This is a genomic window from Roseinatronobacter thiooxidans (assembly GCF_001870675.1).
GTDB classification, from domain to species: Bacteria; Pseudomonadota; Alphaproteobacteria; order Rhodobacterales; family Rhodobacteraceae; genus Roseinatronobacter; species Roseinatronobacter thiooxidans.
Genome location: NZ_MEHT01000010.1, coordinates 60359 through 82781 on the forward strand (window position 1 = coordinate 60359; position 22423 = coordinate 82781).

Annotated in this window: 24 protein-coding genes and 1 tRNA gene; 11 read left to right on the plus strand and 14 right to left on the minus strand. The window is 59.2% G+C overall.

Features of this window, described 5'->3' with window-relative positions:
* The first annotated feature begins 72 nt into the window (after window positions 1-72).
* Entirely contained in the window at window positions 73-2019 is a 1947-nt protein-coding gene (gene thrS / locus BG455_RS06810; RefSeq protein ID WP_071469237.1) for a threonine--tRNA ligase, read from the plus strand.
* A 321-nt stretch (window positions 2020-2340) separates the two neighbouring features.
* On the opposite strand, the gene typA is transcribed toward thrS, so the two are convergent.
* The 5 genes from typA to BG455_RS06835 form a co-directional block, all read right to left on the minus strand.
* Window positions 2341-4161, minus strand: coding sequence for a translational GTPase TypA (gene typA / locus BG455_RS06815; protein ID WP_071469238.1), 1821 nt, complete (start codon window positions 4159-4161; stop codon window positions 2341-2343).
* A gap of 70 nt (window positions 4162-4231) precedes the next feature.
* Window positions 4232-4834, minus strand: coding sequence for a YitT family protein (locus BG455_RS06820; protein ID WP_071469239.1), 603 nt, complete (start codon window positions 4832-4834; stop codon window positions 4232-4234).
* Between the two features lies 1 nt (window position 4835).
* A complete protein-coding gene (locus tag BG455_RS06825; RefSeq protein WP_071469240.1) occupies window positions 4836-5165 on the minus strand; it encodes a DMT family transporter in 330 nt (109 codons plus the stop codon).
* A gap of 11 nt (window positions 5166-5176) precedes the next feature.
* The gene (locus BG455_RS06830) at window positions 5177-5896 is read right to left on the minus strand and encodes a M48 family metalloprotease (protein ID WP_245735491.1); all 720 of its coding nucleotides are present in this window, start codon (window positions 5894-5896) and stop codon (window positions 5177-5179) included.
* A 148-nt stretch (window positions 5897-6044) separates the two neighbouring features.
* Entirely contained in the window at window positions 6045-6704 is a 660-nt protein-coding gene (locus BG455_RS06835; RefSeq protein WP_071469241.1) for an alpha/beta hydrolase, read from the minus strand.
* A 236-nt stretch (window positions 6705-6940) separates the two neighbouring features.
* Between BG455_RS06835 and iscR the strand changes: the two genes are divergently transcribed.
* From iscR to BG455_RS06880, 9 genes are all read left to right on the plus strand, one after another.
* Window positions 6941-7399 (plus strand): Fe-S cluster assembly transcriptional regulator IscR, encoded by a 459-nt coding sequence (gene iscR, locus BG455_RS06840; RefSeq protein ID WP_071469242.1) that lies wholly within the window; start codon window positions 6941-6943, stop codon window positions 7397-7399.
* A gap of 50 nt (window positions 7400-7449) precedes the next feature.
* A complete protein-coding gene (locus BG455_RS06845) occupies window positions 7450-8496 on the plus strand; it encodes a cysteine desulfurase family protein (RefSeq protein WP_071469243.1) in 1047 nt (348 codons plus the stop codon).
* A 50-nt stretch (window positions 8497-8546) separates the two neighbouring features.
* Window positions 8547-10058 (plus strand): Fe-S cluster assembly protein SufB, encoded by a 1512-nt coding sequence (gene sufB / locus BG455_RS06850; protein WP_071469244.1) that lies wholly within the window; start codon window positions 8547-8549, stop codon window positions 10056-10058.
* 45 nt (window positions 10059-10103) lie between these two features.
* Window positions 10104-10865, plus strand: a complete 762-nt coding sequence (sufC, locus tag BG455_RS06855; protein WP_071469245.1) for a Fe-S cluster assembly ATPase SufC — start codon at window positions 10104-10106, stop codon at window positions 10863-10865.
* Complete coding sequence (locus tag BG455_RS06860; RefSeq protein ID WP_071469267.1) at window positions 10865-12160, plus strand: SufB/SufD family protein; 1296 nt, start codon at window positions 10865-10867, stop codon at window positions 12158-12160. The genes sufC and BG455_RS06860 overlap by 1 nt, the downstream gene beginning before the upstream one ends.
* Before the next feature lie 70 nt (window positions 12161-12230).
* Window positions 12231-12731: a hypothetical protein gene (locus tag BG455_RS06865; protein WP_071469246.1), complete on the plus strand. Its 501-nt coding sequence runs from the start codon at window positions 12231-12233 to the stop codon at window positions 12729-12731.
* Window positions 12732-12756: 25 nt separating this feature from the next.
* Window positions 12757-13329, plus strand: a complete 573-nt coding sequence (locus BG455_RS06870) for a YIP1 family protein (RefSeq protein WP_071469247.1) — start codon at window positions 12757-12759, stop codon at window positions 13327-13329.
* Between the two features lies 1 nt (window position 13330).
* Window positions 13331-14551, plus strand: a complete 1221-nt coding sequence (locus BG455_RS06875; RefSeq protein WP_071469248.1) for a cysteine desulfurase — start codon at window positions 13331-13333, stop codon at window positions 14549-14551.
* A gap of 48 nt (window positions 14552-14599) precedes the next feature.
* Window positions 14600-14676: transfer RNA gene (locus BG455_RS06880), tRNA-Arg, on the plus strand.
* A gap of 470 nt (window positions 14677-15146) precedes the next feature.
* On the opposite strand, the gene BG455_RS06890 is transcribed toward BG455_RS06880, so the two are convergent.
* From BG455_RS06890 to BG455_RS06905, 4 genes are all read right to left on the minus strand, one after another.
* Window positions 15147-15356, minus strand: coding sequence for a hypothetical protein (locus tag BG455_RS06890; RefSeq protein WP_071469250.1), 210 nt, complete (start codon window positions 15354-15356; stop codon window positions 15147-15149).
* Between the two features lie 114 nt (window positions 15357-15470).
* The gene (locus BG455_RS06895; protein WP_111361349.1) at window positions 15471-16112 is read right to left on the minus strand and encodes a hypothetical protein; all 642 of its coding nucleotides are present in this window, start codon (window positions 16110-16112) and stop codon (window positions 15471-15473) included.
* Entirely contained in the window at window positions 16105-16293 is a 189-nt protein-coding gene (locus BG455_RS06900) for a hypothetical protein (RefSeq protein WP_071469252.1), read from the minus strand. The genes BG455_RS06895 and BG455_RS06900 overlap by 8 nt, the downstream gene beginning before the upstream one ends.
* Before the next feature lies 1 nt (window position 16294).
* Window positions 16295-16864, minus strand: coding sequence for a hypothetical protein (locus BG455_RS06905; protein WP_071469253.1), 570 nt, complete (start codon window positions 16862-16864; stop codon window positions 16295-16297).
* 972 nt (window positions 16865-17836) lie between these two features.
* On the opposite strand from BG455_RS06905, the gene BG455_RS06915 reads away from it, so the two are divergent.
* A complete protein-coding gene (locus BG455_RS06915) occupies window positions 17837-18121 on the plus strand; it encodes a hypothetical protein (protein WP_071469255.1) in 285 nt (94 codons plus the stop codon).
* A gap of 6 nt (window positions 18122-18127) precedes the next feature.
* Here the strand turns inward: BG455_RS06915 and BG455_RS17290 are convergent, their stop codons facing one another.
* The 5 genes from BG455_RS17290 to BG455_RS06935 form a co-directional block, all read right to left on the minus strand.
* Window positions 18128-18283: a hypothetical protein gene (locus BG455_RS17290; RefSeq protein ID WP_170124783.1), complete on the minus strand. Its 156-nt coding sequence runs from the start codon at window positions 18281-18283 to the stop codon at window positions 18128-18130.
* A gap of 192 nt (window positions 18284-18475) precedes the next feature.
* The gene (locus tag BG455_RS06920; RefSeq protein ID WP_084386175.1) at window positions 18476-20209 is read right to left on the minus strand and encodes a DNA primase family protein; all 1734 of its coding nucleotides are present in this window, start codon (window positions 20207-20209) and stop codon (window positions 18476-18478) included.
* A complete protein-coding gene (locus BG455_RS06925) occupies window positions 20209-20409 on the minus strand; it encodes a hypothetical protein (RefSeq protein ID WP_071469257.1) in 201 nt (66 codons plus the stop codon). Before BG455_RS06925 ends, BG455_RS06920 begins: the two co-directional genes overlap by 1 nt.
* 141 nt (window positions 20410-20550) lie before the next feature.
* On the minus strand, window positions 20551-20772 hold the full coding sequence (locus BG455_RS06930) for a helix-turn-helix domain-containing protein (protein WP_071469258.1): 222 nt from the start codon (window positions 20770-20772) through the stop codon (window positions 20551-20553).
* A gap of 90 nt (window positions 20773-20862) precedes the next feature.
* Window positions 20863-22179, minus strand: coding sequence for a site-specific integrase (locus BG455_RS06935; RefSeq protein ID WP_071469259.1), 1317 nt, complete (start codon window positions 22177-22179; stop codon window positions 20863-20865).
* Window positions 22180-22423: the final 244 nt, after the last annotated feature.

Sequence of the window (22423 nt, forward strand, 5' to 3'; positions counted from 1 at the left end):
GGTCAAACCCTGCGCCACATAAACCCGCAACCGGGCGTTCCGTGGGCGCCAAAACGACGAGGAGCACGGCCTATGGCCCAGATTTCCCTGACATTACCTGATGGATCAGCCCGCGTATATGACGCAGGCGTAACTGCCGCCGATGTGGCCGAGAGCATCTCGAAATCGCTGGCGAAGAAAGCCATTTCCGCCACTGTAAACGGCGCGCATTTCGACCTGCAATGGCCGATCACGCAGGATGCCAGCATCGCAATTCACACCATGCAGGATGACGCGCAGGCGTTGGAGCTGATCCGGCATGATTTCGCGCATGTCATGGCGCGTGCAGTGCAGGAAATCTGGCCGGATGTGAAGGTCACGATTGGCCCTGTGCGCGACAAGGGCTGGTTTTATGATTTCGACCGCGCCGAGCCGTTCGTGCCCGAAGACCTTGCGCAGATTGAAGCGAAGATGCGCGAGATCATCAATGCGCGCGACGCAGTGCGCACCGAAATCTGGGACCGCGCGCGCGCGGTCCAGCATTACAAGGACGCGAATGAGCCGTTCAAGCTGGAGTTGATCGAGCGTATTCCCGAAGGCGAGCCGCTGCGCATGTATTGGCATGGGGCTTGGCAGGATTTGTGCCGTGGCCCGCATTTGCAACATACCGGCCAGCTGCCTGCCGATGGGTTCAAGCTGATGAGCATTGCAGGGGCCTATTGGCTGGGCGACAGCACACGGCCCATGTTGCAGCGCATTTATGGCGTGGCCTTCAAGAACCGCGTGGACCTGAAAGCGCATCTGACCATGCTGGAGGAAGCGGCCAAGCGCGACCACCGCAAGCTGGGCCGCGAAATGAACCTGTTCCATATGCAGGAAGAAGCCCCCGGGCAGGTGTTCTGGCACCCCAATGGCTGGTCAATCTATACCAACCTGCAAGATTATATGCGCCGCCAGCAGCGCCGCGATGGTTATGTGGAAGTGAATACGCCGCAGGTTGTCAGCCGCAAACTGTGGGAAGATTCGGGGCATTGGGACAATTATCAGGACCATATGTTCATCGTCGAGGTTGACGAGGAACATGCCCGCGAGAAAACCGTCAATGCGCTGAAACCGATGAACTGCCCCTGCCATGTGCAGATCTACAACCACGGTCTGAAATCCTATCGCGACCTGCCACTGCGCATGGCAGAGTTCGGATCTTGCAACCGCTACGAGCCTTCGGGCGCGCTGCATGGCATCATGCGGGTGCGCGGGTTCACGCAGGATGACGCGCATATTTTCTGCACTGATGAGCAGATCGAAGCCGAGACAAAGAAATTCATCGAACTGCTGGCGGCAGTCTATGCCGATCTCGGGTTTGAAAACTGGACGATCAAACTCTCCACCCGCCCCGAAAAGCGGATCGGGTCGGATGAAAGCTGGGACAGGGTCGAACAGGCTTTGGGCGATGCATGCAAGGCGGCAGGCTATGCTTATGAGTTGCAGGAAGGCGAGGGGGCGTTTTATGGCCCGAAGCTGGAATTCACCCTGACTGATGCGATCGGGCGGTCCTGGCAATGCGGCACCTTGCAGGTAGACCCCAACCTGCCCGAACGTCTGGATGCGCAATATGTGGGCCAGGACGGTGCGAAACACCGGCCCGTCATGCTGCACCGCGCAGTCTTGGGCAGTTTCGAACGCTTCATCGGCATTCTGATCGAGAACTTCTCGGGCAAGCTGCCGCTATGGCTGGCCCCGCGACAGGTTGTCGTCGCCTCGATCATCTCGGATGCGGATGCATATTGCCGCGAGGTGGTTGAGGCGCTGCAAGCTGCCGGACTTCGGGCAGAGCTGGATATCCGCAACGAGAAGATCAACTACAAGGTGCGCGAGCATTCGGTTGGCAAAGTGCCTGTGATCCTTGCGATAGGTGCGCGCGAAGTCGAGGAACGCACGGTTTCCGTGCGCAGACTTGGCGACACTCGGACAGAAACGCAATCACTGGATGCAGTTGTCGCCGCGTTGCAGGTCGAGGCAACGCCGCCGGATTTGCGCTAGACTGGCAGCTCTTGCAGCATAGTCCCGGCCTTGCGCCGGGACCCCTTGCTTTGGCCGCTAGGCCCCGGCGCAAGGCCGGGGCTGTGTTGCGCTTTACGTAAAAGAGAATAATCCCCGTAAGTTATGCCATGCCGCACGATCTTCGTGCGCATGACATGCGACACGCGGAGAGAGGCATAAGCGCGTTATGCGATGGTCAACGCAACACTGCCGGATTTGCACGAGGGGGTATATCTTGCAGCATAGTCCCGGCCTTGCGCCGGGACCTCTTGCTTGGGCCGCGAGGCCCCGGCGCAGGGCCGGGGCTGCGTTGCGCGTGTATCAGGCGCTGGCTTTTGCCTGACGCTTGCGCTCATGCGGGTCAAGGAAGCGTTTGCGCAGGCGGATGGCATTGGGCGTGACTTCGACCAACTCGTCATCATCGATATAGGCAATCGCCTGTTCCAGCGACATGATGGTGGGCGGTGTCAGTTTGACCGCATCATCCGTCCCAGAAGCGCGCACGTTGGTCAGCTTCTTGCCCTTCAACGGGTTCACTTCCAGATCATTGTCGCGGCTATGCTCGCCAATGATCATGCCCTGATAGACAGGGTCTTGTGGATTGATCATCATGCGCCCGCGTTCTTCCAGATTCCACAGCGCATAGGCGACTGCCGTGCCATCTTCCATCGAGATCAGGACACCCTGACGACGGCCCGGAATGGCCCCTTTATAGGGGGCCCATTCATGGAACACACGGTTCAGAACGCCTGTGCCGCGTGTATCGGTCAGAAATTCACCATGATAGCCAATCAGGCCACGCGATGGCACATGCGCGATAATGCGCGTCTTGCCCACGCCTGCGGGTTTCATTTCTGCCAGATCGCCCTTGCGCGGCCCGGTCAGTTTCTCGATCACAGTGCCGGTATATTCATCATCGACATCGATTGTGACTTCTTCAATGGGTTCCAGCCGCTGGCCATCGACATCGCGCATCAGCACGCGCGGGCGCGAGATGGACAGTTCAAACCCTTCGCGACGCATATTCTCGATCAACACGCCCATCTGCAATTCGCCACGGCCTGCAACCTCGAACGCCTCGCCGCCCGGTGTGTCGCTGACCTTGATGGCGACATTCAACTCTGCCTCGCGCATCAGACGCTCGCGGATGACACGGCTTTGGACCTTTGCGCCATCACGTCCGGCCAGTGGCGAATCATTGATGCCGAAGGTGACAGAGATGGTGGGCGGGTCGATCGGTTGCGCGGGCAGGGCGATGTCAACTTCAAGCGCGCAGAGCGTGTCGGCCACAGTGGCCTTGGTCATGCCTGCAAGTGTTACGATATCGCCTGCTTCTGCCGCGTCAATGGCCTGCTGGCCAAGGCCGCGGAAGGCCAGAACCTTGGTAACGCGGAACTGCTCGATCTTGGAATTGTCGCGTGACAGCGCCTTGATCGTCTCGCCCGCTTTCAACGTGCCGGATTCGACACGGCCTGTCAGGATGCGGCCCAGATAGGGGTCGGCGGACAGGGTTGTTGCCAGCATGCGAAACGGCTCTGTGCGGCGTGCAACCTGTGCCGGTTCGGGCACATGTTTGACCACCAGATCAAACAGAGCGGACATGTCTTGCCGTGGCCCGTCCAGTTCGGCATCAGCCCAGCCATTGATCCCGCTTGCATAAAGCACAGGGAAATCAAGCTGTTCATCACTTGCGCCCAGATTGGCGAACAGGTCGAACACCTCGTTCAACGCGCGGTCGGGTTCGGCGGCGGGCTTGTCGACCTTGTTGAGCAGCACAATCGGGCGCAGCCCCAGTGCCAGTGCTTTCGAGGTCACGAATTTGGTTTGGGGCATTGGCCCCTCGGCTGCATCGACCAGCAACACGACACCATCCACCATGGACAAAATACGCTCCACCTCGCCGCCGAAATCGGCGTGGCCGGGGGTGTCGACGATATTGATGCGGTTCTCTTTCCACTCGACCGAGGTGGCTTTGGCCAGAATGGTGATCCCGCGTTCGCGTTCCAGATCATTGCTGTCCATCGCGCGTTCAGTGGTTGACTGGTTCTCTCGGTAGGTGCCCGATTGCTTCAACAGCTCGTCCACAAGTGTGGTTTTGCCATGGTCAACGTGCGCGATGATCGCGATATTGCGAAGGGTCATAAGTCTTGCCTTTTGATGCTGCGCCGCCGCATTACCCGATTGCGCATCCTGTGGCTAGCCCCCAAGCGCGTTACGTCCCGATATAGCGGTCGCGCCGGTGGTTAATTGCCACAATCGCATTCAGAACGGCTGCCCCGAGAAGGGACCATAGCACAAGATCGGGGTCCAGCACCAGAAGTGCCACTGCAAACAATGCCAGGTCGAAGGCCAGTTGCACCCAGCCTGCGCGCCAGCCAAAGCGTTCTTGCAGGTCATACGCGACGATGCCCACCCCGCCAAGGCTGGCGCGGTGACGAAAGATCGCCAGCAACCCCGCCCCTGCAATCAGCCCGAACAACACCGCCGCCACTGCGGGATGGGCGGGATCGACCTGCACCAGATCCTCGATCACCAGCGAGATGGCAGAGATCAGCGCGACAGAGACAAATGTCTTGACGGTAAAGGCCCGCCCCAGCCGCCACCATGCCAGTGCATAGAAGGGGATGTTGATTGCAAAAAACACCACCCCGAAACTGTAGCCGGTGATATAGGCCACCAGCACGGCCAGCCCCGCTGTCTGTCCGGTCACAAGGCCCGCGCCGGTCAGGATCAGCACGCCAAAGGCGCACATCACAGCGCCGAAGACCAGCCCTTGGGCATCTTCAAATTTGGTATGGGGCGCAGATGCTGTCATCCTAATGGCCGACAGTTTTGCTGAACAGGTTGATCACGACAATACCAGAGATGATCAGGAACAGACCCAGCAGGGCGGGGGCGTCCAGCCTTTGGCCAAAGACGACCCAGCCGATGCCCGCGATCAGGCACACCCCCAACCCCGCCCATATGGCATAGGCCACACCCACAGGAATAATGCGCAACACCAGCGCCAGCAGCCAGAATGACAGCACATAGGACAGCACAACCAGTATTGACGGCCCCAGACGGGTAAAGCCGTCGCTGGCCTTCAACGCTGTGGTGCCAATCGTTTCAAACAGAATGGCCACGCCAAGATATAGCCAATGCATGGCTGCTCTCCCTAGATCGGGTTGCCCGCCGCCATGTTTGCAACGGCGCGCTCTACCTCGCGCAGGCGCTCGGCATTGGGGGGGTGGGTGCCCAGAAACTGGTTTCCGGGGTCCGGGATGCGGCGGAAAATCTGCGCGCCGCGCATTGGGTCATAGCCGCCACGCGCGGCGATGACCGCGCCAAGGCGGTCTGCTTCCAGTTCGAAGTTTTTAGAATAGCGCCGTGCGCCGACAGTTGCGCCGGTGTTGACGATCTGTTGCGCGGTGCCCTGATCCACGCCGGAAATTGCCGCGACAAGCCCGCCCAGCAACGCCCCTGTCATGGCTTGCTGCTGGATGCGGGGCAGGTGGTCGGCAATGTGATGGGCCGCTTCATGCCCGAATATCAGGGCAATTTCGTCATGGCTGCGCAGATCATCAATCAGCGCGATGGTAAAGGCAATAATGGGACGGCCATTTTCATCGCGGGTGTGAAAGGCGTTGGGGGGCTGGTTGGGGCGATCGTCCAGAATGACGATGAAATTGCAATCCAGACGCGGGTTGCGTTCGCGGCACACTTGCGTGGCGACGGGTCGCATGCGCGCAACAACTGTATTGAAATCCGCCCGCGTGCTGACAGGGGCCAGCGCTTGCGGGGCAGGCGACAGCATGGGGGCAGGGGCAAGGGTGCAGCCTGCCACCACAAGCGCGGTTGCAGCCATCGACAGTGACATTTTCAGGGCATGCAGCATGGCATCAACCTCTCATTGGACCGGCCAAGATGTAGCGGACGGCGTGAAAAGCACAATGCGCGCCGCATCACTTCCTTGGGGGAATTCCTGAAGGCAGGCGGGATGATGCAGGCAGCCCGGCATCGACCCGCCCCCCAAGGCTGACGCCTTAGCGTGTGGATTCTGTCAGGCGGCGGGTGACATATTCGGTCACCGTGTTCAGCATCGGCTGCATGTGCTGCTCTTCATCTTTGAAGAAGTGATCCGCGCCTTCGATTTCCGTGTGGGTGATGGTGATGCCGCGCTGTTCCTGCAACTTGCCCACAAGTGTTTTCGTGTCACGCGGCGGGGCCACACGGTCAGCCGTGCCGTTGATCACCAAACCAGAGGCGGGGCAGGGCGCAAGGAAGCTGAAATCATACAGGTTCGCCGGTGGCGCGACCGAGACAAAGCCGGTAATGTCGGGGCGGCGCATTAGTAACTGCATGCCGATCCATGCGCCGAAACTGAACCCTGCCACCCAGCAATGCCGCGCATTCTGGCTTTGGGCCTGCACATAATCGAGCGCGGCAGCAGCATCGGACAGTTCGCCAATGCCCTGATCATATTCGCCCTGACTGCGCCCGACGCCACGGAAATTGAACCGCAGCACCGAAAAGCCCATTTTGTGAAAGGCATAATGCAGGTTGTAGACAACCTTGTTGTTCATCGTGCCGCCAAATTGCGGATGCGGGTGCAACACGATCGCAATCGGTGCGTCAGTCTTGGGTTGCGGGTGGAAGCGGCCTTCAAGGCGGCCTTCTGGGCCGGGGAAGATGATCTCGGGCATGAGGGGCCTTATCTAGTGGTCACGGAATATGACATTTTTTGTCATGCTATTTGCGATTCTGTTCAAGCCGCACCCGATACCGTCTTGCTAATTCTTGACTCTTTACTTCAGGCATTTTAGAAATGTTCTAAATTGCGAGATGTGATCTCGGGATAGGGTCGCGCTGCGCCAAGGGTGTAGGCGCGTGTGTCGGGCGCGTCAACCTCAATCGGTACTATGCGCAGCGGGGGGTGGCCATGAAGCTGTCTACAAAAGGGCGTTACGCCATGATCGCCTTGGTGGATTTGGCGCAAGCCCCGACTGGGGGGCTGGTGTCGCTGAATGAAATTGCAAACCGGCAGCATGTGTCGCTGGCCTATCTGGAGCAGCTGTTCGTCAAGCTGCGCCGCGCCGGTCTGGTTGAGTCTGTGCGCGGGCCGGGGGGCGGCTACCGGCTGGCACGCGGGGCCGATTCGATCCGCGTGTCCGAGGTGCTGGAAGCGGTCGAGGAAACTGTCAGCGCCATGCATACCGGCGCGGGAGCTTCGGGGGCGATTTCGGGGTCCAGGGCGCAATCCATGACCAACCGCTTGTGGGAAGGGTTGTCGGCACATGTCTATGTGTTTTTGCACCAAACCCGCCTGTCAGATGTGGCAAACAATGCCCTGACACCCTGTCCCGCTGTGCCCAATCTGTTCGAGATTGTGGACGAATGATGCAACACGCCGGCTGCGGCTGGCATTGTGCAAGGTAAAGGGGCTGCTCTGTGACACGCCGCGTCTATCTGGATTATAACGCCACCGCGCCTTTGCGCGACGAGGCGCGCGTGGCCATGATCGCCGCGATGGATGTGGTGGGCAACCCGTCATCTGTCCATGCCGAAGGGCGGCGCGCGCGCGCGCTGCTGGAGAAGGCACGCGCGCAAGTGGCGGCGGCCCTTGGGGCGGACGGGGCAGAGGTGATCTTCACCTCTGGCGCGACCGAAGCAGCAGGGCTGGCGCTGGCAGGGCGCGGGGTGTCATGCGCTGCGATCGAACATGATGCAGTGCGCGCATGGGGAGATGATGCGCTTGGCGTCGATGAATTGAGTGCAGTGACAGTGCCCCATCCCGACCGCGCCACCCTTCAGATTGCCAATTCCGAAACAGGTATCGTGCAAGCCCTACCCGAAGGGCTGGCCGTCAGCGACCTGACGCAGGGTTTTGGCAAGCTGCCTTTCGCCTTCAACTGGCTGGGGGTCGAGATGGGCTTTATCTCGGCGCATAAAATCGGTGGGCCAAAAGGGGTCGGCGCGCTGGTTATGCGACGGGGCACTGATATCGCGGCACAAATTCGCGGCGGCGGTCAGGAAATGGGGCGGCGCGCGGGCACGGAAAACCTGATTGCCATCGCCGGATTCGGCGCCGCGGCAGAAGCTGCGGCAAAAGACCTTGCAGATGGTGTCTGGAATTCTGTATCTGAAATTAGAAATATTCTAGAACAGGCTCTGGACGCTGGCGCAAGCAAGACTATTTTAGTCGGGAAAGGAACCGACCGTTTGCCCAACACCTTGTGTCTTGCGACACCCGGGTGGAAGGGAGAGACGCAGGTGATGCAGATGGACTTGGCAGGCTTTGCCATTTCGGCTGGATCGGCCTGTTCTTCTGGCAAGCTTCGGGCGTCTGCCGTGTTGGGCGCGATGGGGTTTGACGCGGCAACGGCATCGGGCGCGATCCGGGTCTCATTGGGCCCACAGACGCAAAAAGAAGATGTGCTGCGCTTTGCTGATGCGTGGTTAAGGGAATATCGCCGTTTCGCTGCCCGCGCGGCGTGAACGGACGAAAAGGCCCCGGCACGGGGGCCGGATTAGGAGAAGGAAAGCAGATGGCTGTACTTGACGAGACGCAAATGCGCGAAGGGGTAGACCGCGAGACTGTCGAGACAGTGCAGTCGATGGCGGGCACCTACAAGCATGGTTGGGAAACCGAGATCGAGATGGACTTTGCGCCCAAGGGGCTGAACGAAGACATCGTGCGCCTGATTTCTGAAAAGAATAACGAACCGGAATGGCTGCTGGAATGGCGGCTGGACGCCTATCGGCGCTGGCTGACGATGGAAAGCCCCGACTGGGCCATGCTGAACATTCCTGAAATCGACTATCAGGAACAGTATTACTATGCCAAACCCAAATCCATGGCCGAAAAACCCAAATCGCTGGACGATGTGGACCCGAAACTTCTGGAAACCTACGCCAAGCTGGGGATTCCGCTGAAAGAACAAATGCTTCTGGCCGGTGTTGAAGGCGCGGAAGAAGGGCGCAAGGTTGCGGTCGATGCGGTGTTCGACTCTGTCTCGCTGGGGACAACTTTCAAGAAAGAACTGGCAGCAGCGGGCGTGATCTTCTGCTCGATCTCGGAAGCGGTGCAGGACCATCCCGAACTGGTGAAGAAATACCTCGGCTCTGTCGTGCCGCAGAATGACAATTACTTCGCGGCGCTGAACTCGGCTGTGTTCTCGGATGGCAGCTTTGTCTACATCCCCGCCGGTGTGAAATGCCCGATGGAGCTTTCGACCTATTTCCGCATCAATGCGGAAAATACCGGCCAGTTTGAACGCACGCTGATCGTTGCCGAAAAAGGCAGCCATGTCAGCTATCTGGAAGGCTGCACCGCGCCCAAGCGCGACACCAACCAGCTGCATGCCGCGGTGGTAGAGATCGTCATTCTGGAAGATGCAGAGGTCAAATATTCGACCGTGCAAAACTGGTTTCCCGGCGATGAGAACGGCAAGGGCGGGATTTACAATTTCGTCACCAAACGCGCCGATTGCCGCGAGGACCGCGCGAAAGTCATGTGGACGCAGGTGGAAACCGGCAGTGCGATCACATGGAAATACCCGTCCTGCATTCTGCGCGGCGATGACACACAGGGTGAATTCTACTCGATCGCCATTGCCAATAACTGGCAGCAGGCCGACACAGGCACGAAAATGGTGCATCTGGGCAAGAATTCACGCTCGCGCATCGTGTCCAAGGGCATTTCGGCGGGCCATGCGCAAAACACCTATCGTGGCTTGGTGTCGATGCACCCCAAAGCAACCAGCAGCCGCAACTATACCCAATGCGACAGCTTGTTGATTGGCGATAAATGCGGCGCGCATACTGTGCCCTATATCGAGGTGCGCAACGCTTCCAGCCGTGTCGAGCATGAGGCGACAACCTCGAAGGTGGATGACGACCAGCTGTTCTATTGCCGCTCTCGCGGGATGGACGAGGAAGAGGCGGTGGCCTTGGTTGTCAACGGGTTCTGCAAGGAAGTGTTGCAGGAATTGCCGATGGAATTCGCCATGGAAGCGCAGGCGCTGGTCGCCATCTCGCTTGAAGGGTCAGTGGGCTGAGGCCCTGAAATAAAGCGCTTTGCGCTGGGAATGAGGAATAGTTAAATGTTGGAAATCAAGAACCTGCACGCCGAACTTGAAGACGATTCTGAGGTGAAAATCCTCAAGGGTCTGTCGCTGAAGGTGAACCCCGGCGAAGTGCATGCCATTATGGGGCCGAACGGGTCGGGCAAGTCGACGCTGTCTTATGTGCTGTCGGGCCGCGATGGCTATACCGTGACAGATGGCAGCGCCACACTGGAAGGCGTGGACCTGTTGGAAATGGAAGCCGAGGAACGCGCGGCCGCCGGCCTGTTTCTGGCGTTTCAATACCCTGTCGAGATTCCAGGCGTGGGCAACATGACCTTTCTGCGCACCGCCGTGAATGCACAGCGCAAAGCACGTGGTCAGGAAGAACTGTCAGCGGGCGAATTCCTGAAAGTCGTGCGCGCAAAGGCCAAGGATTTGCAGATCGATGCCGATATGCTGAAACGGCCTGTAAATGTGGGCTTCTCGGGCGGTGAGAAAAAGCGCAACGAGATTTTGCAAATGGCCATGCTGGAACCCAAGATGTGCATCTTGGATGAAACAGATTCCGGCCTTGATGTGGACGCGATGAAACTGGTGGCAGATGGTGTGAACGCGCTGCGCGATGCAGGCCGGTCGTTCCTTGTTATCACGCATTATCAACGGCTTCTCGACCATATTGTACCGGATGTCGTGCATATCCTGTCCGAAGGCCGGATCATCAAGACAGGCGGTCCCGAACTGGCGTTGGAAGTTGAACGCAACGGCTATGCCGACCTGATGGCGGAGGCGCAGGCATGATGCCACGGGCCAAACTGAAAGCGCAAAAGGTCGAGGCGGCGCAGGCACTGTTGGCGGACCGCACGCTTCCTGAAGGGGGCGCATGGATCACCAAGGCGCGCAACGCGGCACAGGCCCGCGTGCGTGACATGGGCTTGCCCACCAAGCGCGACGAATACTGGCGCTATACAGACCCCCGCCGCCTGACCGATGCCGGGGTGGTGGCCGGTGCGCTGCATGACACCAAAGGCGAGCCGCTGGTTTTTGACCAGATTGACCGGATCAAGCTGGTGTTTGTCGATGGTGTGTTCGATGAACAGGCCTCTGACCCGCTGGTGCTGGACGGGGTGGAAATCTGCCAACTGTCGCAAGCGGCGCGCACAGACCTGCATTGGGCGCGCGATCTCTATGGATCGCTAGACGCGCGGGCACAATCGCCCGTCGAGCGCCCCTTGGCCAGCCTGAACACCGCCTATGCGACCGAGGGTGTGTTGATCCGCGTAACCGGCAAGCCGCAAAAGCCCATTTCGCTGATCTACCTGCGCAAATCCGAAACCGCAGATGCGATGCTGCACCATGTCATTCGCGTTGAGGCGGGCGCAGAGGCGACTGTGCTGGAAAACGGCCCCATCGCCACGCGCTTCAATCAGGTCATGGAAGTGGACATTGCCGATGGCGGCACGCTCCACCACATTCGCGCACAGGGGCGCGACCATGAGCGCGTAGGCTCTGCGCATCTGTTCGCGCGTCTGGGCGAAGGCGCGCATCTGAAATCCTTTACGCTGACCGCCAATGGCGCGCTGATCCGCAATGATTCGATCATCTGGCTGGATGGCGCGGGCGGGTCTGCGCATGTGGCAGGCGCGACAGTCGGCGACGGGGCCTTCCATCATGATGACACTGTGTTCATCACGCATGGCGCGCCGCGCTGCGAAAGCCGTCAGGTGTTCAAGAAAGTGCTGCGCGGTGGGGCTGTGGGCGTGTTTCAGGGCAAGATTCTGGTCGACCAGATCGCGCAGCTGACAGATGGCTACCAAATCAGCCAATCATTGCTGCTGGATGAAAATGCCCAGTTTCTGGCCAAGCCAGAGTTGGAAATCTATGCCGATGATGTGAAATGCAGCCACGGCTCTACCTCGGGCGAGATTGATGACAACCAGCTATTCTACCTGCGCGCACGCGGTGTGCCGGAAGATACAGCCAAAACCCTGCTGGTTCTGGCCTTTCTGGCCGAAGCGCTGGACGAGATTGCAGATTCTGCATTCGCTGATGACCTGCGCACACGGCTGGAAGCATGGTTTGAACGGCGCGGCTGATGGCGGAGATGGCTTGTAAACTCGCGGCGCGCGGTCTGTCTGACCGGGCGTCAAGATATGGGTGCGTTTCATGTCTGTAACCCGCAACATGGCGCGCACCTATCGTGCGCCCCGCGCGACAACACGCGGCATGATCGCCCAAGGCATAACCGAGCCGCAGATTCTGGCTTTCGGCCTGATTTCTTGCGGGTTGATCTTTGTGGCGCAATGGCCGGGCCTGTCGCGGGCGGCAGCACTTGACCCCACTATCACGTTCGAGCAGCGGATGGGCGGCGCGTTGTTCGGCATCATGTTCATGCTGCCTTTGCTTCTCTATGGTGTTGCGGGGCTGTTGCAACTTGTGCTGCGTGTGCTGGCAGGGCCAGTGCAGGGGCTGCATGTGCGCCTTGTGCTGTTCTGGTCACTTCTGAGCGTTACGCCGTTGATGCTGGTGCAGGGCGGGCTTGCGGCTTTGCTGGGGCCAACACAGGCGGTCACATCTTTCGGGTTTGTGGTGACTGCGGTATTTCTTTACATACTTGGGGCGGGGCTGTTGGAAGTGGCGCGTCCGCGCCATGGCGAAGCCTCTTGAAGGCCTGCCGAAAAGGACCGAATCCATGAACTTGAATGCTGCCAATGTCGGCGCGCTTGTGCGCCTTACCATAACGCGCCCGCGCGAAGCGGCGGCGCAACTTATAGGCATGAATATCCCCGATGATGCGCGCTGGCTGGGGTTTGTGATTGTCGTTGTGCTGTCGGTGCTGATCGGACAGGTCTCGGTGCTGCTGATGGGCGAGGAGGGGTTTCAGGGCAGCATGCTGTTCATGGCCATGTTCCAGACCTCTATCTTGCTGGGCATGGTGGTGGCGGTTCAGGGTATAGGGCGCGCCTTGGGCGGCGGCGGGACATTCCCCGACACGCTTGTCCTGATGGCGTGGTTGCAATTTGTGATGCTGGTGTTCCAACTGGTGCAGATTGTCAGCTTGCTGTTCATTCCTGCCATGTTCGGGCTGATCACACTTGCCGCACTGGTCTTTTTCATGTGGATGCTGACAAACTTCATCATGGCGCTACATGGCTTCACATCGCCGACCAAAGTGTTTGTCGGCATCATTTTTTCGTTCTTCGCAATGGCTGTCATCCTGGCCATTTTGCTGGGAATGATGGGGCTTGCGCCAGGAGGGGTCTAACATGCTCGATATCTCGCGGGTGCGCGCGGATTTTCCGATCCTAGATCGCACAGTCAATGGCAAGCCATTGGTCTATCTGGACAATGGCGCCTCTGCACAAAAGCCGCGCGCGGTGATTGACGCGGTCACCCGCGCCTATGCCGAAGAATATTCCAATGTCCATCGCGGCCTGCATTACCTGTCCAATCTGGCGACCGATAAATACGAGGCCGTGCGCGGCACTTTGCAGCGCTTTTTGAATGCAGCCCATGAAGATGAGATCATCTTCACCACAGGTACCACGCAGGGCATCAATCTGGTGTCCTATGGCTGGGCGATGCCACGGTTTGAACCGGGCGATGAGATTGTTCTGTCGATCATGGAACACCATGCCAATATTGTGCCGTGGCATTTCCTGCGCGAACGGCAGGGGGCGGTGCTGCGCTGGGTCGATTGCGCGGCGGATGGAACGCTGGACCCGCAAGCCGTGCTGGACGCGATTGGCCCGCGCACGAAACTGGTGGCAATCACCCATATGTCGAATGTTCTGGGCACCGTGGTCGATGTGGCCGCGATCTGCGCAGGTGCGCGCGAAAAAGGTGTGCCGGTGCTGGTAGACGGGTCGCAGGCGGCGGTGCATATGCCGGTCGATATGCAGGCCATCGGGTGCGATTTCTACGCTGTGACAGGGCACAAGCTGTATGGCCCATCGGCGTCGGGTGCGATCTATATCTCGCGCGCGCGACAGGCCGAGATGCGCCCGTTTCTGGGCGGTGGCGACATGATCCGCGAAGTCACGCGCGACACCGTCACCTATAACGACCCTCCCCATAAGTTCGAGGCCGGTACGCCGGGGATTGTCCAGCAAATCGGCCTTGGGGTGGCGATTGACTATATGATGGCGCAGGGCATGGAGGCGATTGCCGCCCATGAGGCTGATCTGCGCGATTATGCGCAGGGCAGGTTTGCAGGGCTGAACTGGCTGAATGTGCAAGGCAATGCGCCCGACAAGGGCGCTATCTTCAGCTTCACGCTGGAAGGTGCGGCACATGCGCATGACATCTCGACCGTGCTGGACAAGAAAGGCATTGCCGTGCGCGCGGGCCAGCATTGCGCAGCCCCCCTGATGGACCATCTGGGCCTGACCGCCACCTGCCGCGCGTCATTTGCAATGTATAACACGCGCGATGATGTGGATAAACTGGTCGATGCGCTGGAATTCTGTCACGAGTTGTTTGCCTGAAATGGGCGATTGCATCAGCGTATTTGTCGTTCTATAGACAGCGCAGACGCACCCGTAGCTCAGCTGGATAGAGCGCTGCCCTCCGAAGGCAGAGGTCACAGGTTCGAATCCTGTCGGGTGCACCAATTTTTCCTGAAAAAACAGTCGGTTGGTAGGCTCTTAATCAGCAACAAGACATTCAGGTTTTTTCGGTTCAGCACAGGTTCAGCAGTGCTTAGGAAATTGCGCACGGTTTTCCGCTGATCTGTCGGAAATCATCAGCACGAAATCTGCAGCCGCCAGCGCCCTCGGCCTACCCCTTTAGGCACAATCCGCACCTTCCCGGCCAAAGACACGTTCACAACGTTGATCGCGTCGTGCAGGTCCTCATACATTCTCGCCTGAGAAGGCCCCCCGTCAGGATCATCGACATACATCGCGTCGAAGAGGTCGAGCGTCGTGACCGTGCGGCCAGCAGAGGCCCATACGGCCCGCAAGACAGCTTCAGGCATGCCGGTGACATTGCTGGACTGGACAAGGCGGTCGATCGTTGCAGCGCCTGCCCGAGCGTTACACATGGGGCAGACGATAGGTTCAGCGGGCACCTTCCCCGGCATTATTCGGAGGCCACCAGTTCAGGGGCCGCGCCCTCTTTCAGATCAGCCAGTGCGTTTGCCAGCTTCTCAGCCATGGCGAACGCTTCGCCGACGATCTTCATCTCTGCGTTTGTCTCACTTGGCAAAAACGCGACCAGGGTTTCGAGGTCTTCCAGCTTCGCTTTCAGTTCGAGAGCGTCAGCTTCAAGGGCAAGGATGCTTGTGGTCATGATCTAATTCTCCAAGGGTTTCACTGAAACCGAGGATAGCGCGCCAGTGCCTTCATGTAAAGCATTGATTATATTGTGAAAATCGCAACACTAGCAACGCTGGTCGCAACAGTTTCAGCGCCCGTATCCGCGCCGCTTGGCCTCAGCGATCGCGGCTTTGATCAGTCGCGGGCTATTCCCTGCATTGGTGGCCTCTAAGCTGTCAATCAAACCGGGCGTCAGCTTGTCGAGGTCAGCGATCAAGGCGCGCGCAGCGTTCAAATCGCTTTCAAAGGTAGAGCCATATGAGGCCTGCAACTCTTTCATTGTCGCCTCGGCCATTTCGTCGCGCTGTTCCTGTGTGAAACCGTCGGAAGCGCTTTCGTTGTAAGCGGCCAGCGCCTCGTTGAATACCGAGGAAGGCGTCCCGGCGTCCTTCATATCTGCGACCAGCGCCTTCCCGGCCTGATCCAGTTCCGCCGATCTTTCGCGGTCATCTTCCTGAAGGGCGGCAAGGGCGGCTTGATTGAAAAACGATTTAGCCGTTGTGTCGTCGAAAGAGGCGCTGTCCTCATAGCTGAGGGCCGCAGGTTCTTCATCCGAAGCGGCAGCGCGTTTTTCTGGCCGTTGAGGCTGTGTGGCACCCGTGGAATGTTCTTCGGGATACAGCACCCGTTCGGTTCGATCCGGTTGCCGGTCAGATTGGCCTGCATGGGGCGCAGAGGCAGGAGCGGACGCGGGCACGTCATCAGGATACATCGATCGCAGATCAGTCATTTAGGTCTCCATCACGAATAGGGGTGGTTGTCGTGTATTCAGCGCCTTCCCGATCTTCGGGATACCAGCGATTTTCGAGAGGCATCGATTTTGCGCGCCGCGCCCGCGCAGCATCAAGAAGGCGTTTGAATTCCGCGTCGAAGCCGTTGCTGCCAATCGGTCTGCCAAAGGGACGGCTCATCTCAGATGTCCTGTTCGTCAGCATCGATCAGCACAGTCCAGGCCACGGATGCAATGTCGGCGCAGGGTCGCGCCCGGAACGCGGGGAGGTTTGGCGCAGTTTTGACGGCCTCGATCGCATAGGCCACCAACCGCGTCCGTCCGATGACACCATCGGATAGCGCAATCTCAGCAGCGCGCAATTCGCGCCACAAATCGGCCTCAACCGTTGGCATTTCCTCGACAATCGCTGCGAACTCTGCCCCGAGGGCATCAGCCCGACGCGCCATGTCCAGCAGTCGCTTGGCGCTGGCAACGGCGTGGCCCTTTGCCGCCGCACGATCCGCAGCAGCCTTTTCCAAAGCCTCACGGTCGATCTGGTTCACAGCCGACGCGCGCGCACGAGCAAGGATGTCTCGATCGGAATTGAGTTGCGCAATCACTGCCGTCGCGCGGGCGAGTTTTTCGACAGCAGCAGCATCACCTGTCGCGGCTGGCAGGCTCAGGGCGTCCACTTCTGCCTCTGTGGTGGCGAGGGTGTCAGTCAGTTGCGCTATGCGCTGGTCGAGGGCTGCGGGGGTAAGGTTTTTCATCGGGCATCAATCCTTGCTGGAGAACGGGTTATAGTCCTCTGACATGAGCGTAGAGAAACTGGTCGGGGCTGGGGTAGGCATCAAAGGTCGGTAAGGCTCAGGAGGTCCGGAAGGCTCTGTATCGGCTACAGGAGGGGCTGGGGCCGGAACGGGGCGCTCAGAGGGAGCGGGGGCGTCCTCAGGTTGCGCAAGGCGTTCAGCGGTGGCTCTGGCGTTGCTCAGGCGTTCGGACAGACCCTCAATCGGTTCAGGGATTGGCTCGTCAGGGGCGCGGGAGATGCCCGTGACCACAAAAACCTGTTGCTTTGCCCGGGCCAGGCGATCTGCAAGCCCGGGCTTGCTGTGCAGGAGTTGATCTTGTGCTTCTAGCTTGACCCGCACCAGTCGAGCCTCCAATTCGACCAAGGCATCCGGCTCGAGTTCCACGGGCTTCGGCGGAGGGATCATCCAGCGCGCAGCCGACTTGCACGCATCCAGTCGCGTTTCGATTGGCAAGTCAGTGTCGTTCGCTACGTCCGCCATCTGGATCAACGGGTGCCAATCGGGGTGCCGGTCAGCAACGGCTCGGATCGCTTCGATCGCTGAGCGCGCATTCGGGCTTCCGGGCTTCCGGCCTGATCCTTTTCGTGGCCCGCCGCGCGGCATAGTATCCTCGTTTTTGGTTTCTTTGATCTTTTTACGCGCAGACGGTTGTTCAGTCGAACGAGGGCGCGGCCAACCCGAAGCGGATCAGCGCACGCCACAGGCGCGGCCAGAGGCGGAGGGGTCGGAGCCTAGCGCCATGACGTTGCCGCCCAGCGCCCGAAATCAGGGGACTGCGTCGATCCTCACGCTGAGGTTGCAGACCGGCAGATGATCGAGGGGGGCAAGTTACGATGCTGCACGTTACAGATGCACATTGGGCAGATCATTGCTTGGTAATCGGGAATTTCTCGATGAAAGTAGACAAATTCATTAGCAGGAGGATTTTCGATGTTCATATACGTTGTTGCGCTGTCCCTTGTCGGCTGGTTCGTCTCGCACTTGCTTATCTCATACCGTCGAAAATGGTGGATGCTGATCCTTGCCCCGATCGCTTCTGTAATCAGCGTTTTTCTCATCGGCATTGGGTTGATGCTTCTGGAAACTCAGCAGATTGGTGCACAAGACGCCTTCGATCGATTTGCGTTATCGCTTCTACCTGCGTCGATATTTTCTGTCATTGGCGCAATCGTAACATATCGCCGATCTGGTGTACTTGTTCAGGGTCCGAGGTGACGCGCCTTAGCTGTCATAGGGCGGGTTAATTTCATGTGGGTGGTCTTCACCTGTCGGTGCCATGACGTTGCCGCCCAGCGCCTGAAATCTGGGGGCAGCGGTCAGGATGTCCCAGAGTTGAGCGGCAGAGGATCGAGGGGCAGGGGTAAGTCTGGAAATCATTTATGACCGCATACGTCCGCGACCTTTTATCAATACGCACGTGAGGAAAATGGGGGAGAGTAGGGGGTATATGATTTATGTATATAATGTGGACGCGGACGCGGACGTGTGCGGACGCGCGGACGTGATCAGTCAGCAAAAAGGGCTGACGTATGTCGCCAGCCCTTTGCATTTCGCAAATCGATCTGCCCGCTACCAGTCTTCGGGCGCACCCGGTGAGCCAAACCCGGCAAGGTCGATGCCTTCATAGTGGCGCACCCGCGAGAGGCCCGAACCTGGACGCGTCACGGCAAGGCCATTTACCGCAGCACGAAGGTCGCGCCCGAAACTTTGTACCGTGCCGGGTTCTTTCCGTCCGTTGTCGCTGCACCAGTCCTGCCAAGCGGCGAACATATCATCCACTGCGCAGCGCAGGCCAGGTGCAACCTTGCAGCGCTCCTTGACGAAAGCCGAAATAGGCGACCCGAGCGCCTCAAGTTCCTCGACGGCACCCAGAGCGCTCTCGGGTGGCACGAAGTAACCACGGTCGCGCAGCCTCAGATAACCGGCGCGCGCCCAGTTGAGAATTCCCGGAAGTTCAAACATCAGCCGGTTTCCAAGGCCGCGATCCTCTCGCCCGTAGAATGAATTGCTCATTGTCAGCACAAGGAAGCGTGAGGCCAGAGCACCAGACGCATCCGAGAGGCGGGGCAGTTCGTTGGACATGATCACAAACCGGACCCCCAGCCGACCCGTCCAAGCGGCCTCGAACTTGCGATCAATGGTCAGACTGTCTTCGCCCGAGATTGAAAGCAGGCGCTCAGCGATCGCGGACTGGTCAGCCTTGCCGCTCAATCGCGCGTCTCCGATTATCGCCACGGTTCGCCCGATCAGCGGAGCCAGTCCAAAGTTCGTGGCAAGGCTTGCCAAAGTGGGGGCGGTCACACTGTCCTGCCCAAGCAGCGCGGTTAGCACGCGGGCGATCGTGCCCTTGCCGGATCGCTTTGGTCCGATGATCAGCGGAATTTTTTGCTGTGAAGTATCAGGAGAGAGAAAATAACCGAATACCTCTTGCAGCGCCTCGATCGCCTGCACATCATCCGGCCAGATCATTTGGAGAAATCGCAGCCATTCTTTCGGCTCAGGTGCTTCCGGGTCAAAAGACACCCCCGACGCATGCAAACAAAAGAATGCCGGTGTAGGGCTGGAAAGCCGCCCAGACGGCAAATGCAGAAGGCCATTGCGAACAGGCAGCAGTTCCAGCGGATCAGGCGCGTTCTTATGGTCAACAAGCCAGGTCGGGGTCTCGACATGCCCCGGAAGGTTGCAAACCGCCTTGAAGGCCCCCGCCACGTTCTCGACCGCCGTTCTATTCGGCTGGTAAGGCAGAACCTCGCATTCTTTGCCCACCAGTTTTCGCGCGTTGTCGAGATATTTCCAGATGATTGCCTGCACACTGTCGCGATCAGCATCACGAAAGCGGGAGCCATCCCAGCGCCAGAACGTCCCGCGATAATGGTGCATCGCCCTTAAACCCTTGACCGTGTAACGCTCGGCCAGGAGCGCGCGCGCAGACGGCATGGGGTCGCGGGGGTCAAGGATCGGACGCCCGCCGCTGTCTCGGGTCAGGTTGAGATCGTCGGATCGCGTTGCCTCTTCGTCGTCGTCGAGGTCACCGATCGCGGCGTCGGGTTTCTGTGTGCCTGAGCTGTCACCAGAGCAGCGAGCAGGCGGCAGGTCAGTATTGGGGCCACCAGATGATGCCAGATCGCCTTCATGCCCGCCAGCGGCCTGCCCTGCCGCAATTTCGGGCGACCAGCGCTCGACCGTAGCGTGCATAAACCGTTCGAGGTCATTTCGGGTCCAGCCGTCAGCAACACAATCAGCAGCGTCCCATCCTTTCGGAGGAATGACGCCTTCCTTCCAGTCGTTAAATGAATACCCCATCAGCGCCCGCCTTCTGCCGGGGCCGCATCATCGACCAGCGTGAGATTGTAGCCATCGAGCCAGCATGGACAGTGCGAAATGCGATGCCCTGGCAGCGCTCCGGTGCCGTGAATATTGCGCTTTCTGCAAGATGGACATTTGAAAACTGCTTGCCCGTTCAGGATTGCGACCGCAAAGGTCGGTATCGTGTTGTCGCTCATGGCGTGAGCCTTTCAGTTTGCTTGCCATCGAGCGGGAATGTTGCTATATTCGCATCAGCAGCGATGAGAATTAGGCTCAACGGGTCCCGCCCGGTTCTTTCGAGAGAAGGAGCCGGGCGTTTAAATGCCCGGCGCGGGACATCAGGCGGCGGCGCTCGTTGAGCGCATCGGGGCACTCATTTTCTCAGCAATCCACGCATCGAGGTCGGCACGGGTGTAAAGCGCCTTGTTGCCAAAGCGCCGATAGACCGGCCCGCCGCCGACAGTTGCGAATTTCTGGAGTGTGTTCTTCGAGGTCTGCGCGCCCATGCTTGTGATATACTCAGCGGCTTCGGCGCGGGTCAGGTATGGTTTGTCAGTCATTGGATTGCATCCCTTACTGTAGCGATGCCTTCCAATAATCATGCAGTTGGTTGTTTTCTCAAATTACCCCTTGCAGGAAATTCCAGATCACTACTGACCCTCGGACAGTTTCACCACCTTGCCGGTATCGACTACGCTTCCAGTGATCGCGGCGGTGATACCAGCCGCAGCCTTCTCGGCCAGCGCTTGCCGCTTGTCGCGCGCCCAATGAACGTATTTTTGGGACGTGGTGATGTCCCGGTGCCCAAGAGCAGACATGATCTCAGCAGCCTCAGCACCGTTCATCGCCATCTGAGTTGCCAGCGAGTGCCGCAGCCCATGCAGGCCGATACCGGCAGGCAGGCCAGCGGCATTGCGGATGATCCGCCAAGGCTTCGAAAGGTCCAGCCGATCGCCACCACGCGCAGGCGTAAACACCAGATCGTCAGGGCAACCGGCAGGCTGACGGGCTATGATTGCCGACGCGAGGGCAGGTAGGCCGATGATCCGCTCTTGCCCGGTCTTGCGGCCCGTCTTGTGGGCGTCCAGCGGCAGGGTGAGCGTGCCGCCCTTGAGGTCTACATGCCGCCACCGCAGGCCGATGATCTCGCCCTTTCGCGCGCCGGTCAGGGTGATCACCCGGATCGCGTCAGCGACTTCGGAGCGGACCAGCTTCTCACCATCTTCCAGACTGTCAGGATTGGTCAGACGATCCAGAACCCGCCAGAGGCGCGCATAAGCCTCAGGATCGTCAAGGATCAGGTCGCGCTTGCCGTCTCGGCCAATATCGACACCGGCAACCAGATCAGGGGTGACACTGACGGGCAGCACCTTTGCCGCCTTGCCCCAAGACAGGATCGCGCGCAGCAGTCGGACGGCCATGCGCGCCGTGCCCTCACCACCCTTCACCAGAATGCGGCCCCGCTTGTTTTCGCTGGGGGCTTCCATCGCGGTCTTGCCCGCAACGATCTTGCCATGTGCCGCCTCGATGTCTCTGGGGGTGAGCGCTTCGAGGACGATCTTGCCTAGCAGAGGGCGAAGGTGCCGCTCGATCCGCCCACGATCGACGGCCTGCGTTGAGGCAGCTTTCTTCTTGAACCGTTCGCTCGACAGGTAGGCGTCCAGCAGTTCCCCAACCGTCATGGCCTGTTTTGCGGCCCGCTTCTCTGCAATCGGTGAACGCCCGTCCATCACGTCCCGGCGCAGGAGTTCAGCGCGCTTTCTGGCCTCGTCGGGCGTCATGGTGCCCACTTTGCCGATCGTGATGTTTCTCTGGGAGCCGTGCTTGTCCCGATAGTTGAACACGAAAGAGTGTGTGCCAGTCGGGCGCAGGGCCACGCCAAAGCCCTTCAGTTCGGTGTCCCAGAGCCATTGCCGCTTTGCCGGGATGGTCAGGGCATCGACCGTGCGTTTTGAAATCTTGGGCATGTCAGTCTTCTCCTTTGCTGGTTCAACAGTGGTTCAACAGCAGAGAGTAAATCCGAGATTGAAACCGCTGATCCAGATATGGCAGGAGTAAGTGGAAATATCAATAAATCAATGTGATAGTATCAGAGAGAATGAGAGGGGTTGGGAGGGTTTGACGCTGACCCCCGCACTCCGAAGGCAGAGGTCACAGGTTCGAATCCTGTCGGGTGCACCATATTTTATTTGTAAGCATTCGCCGAGGGCC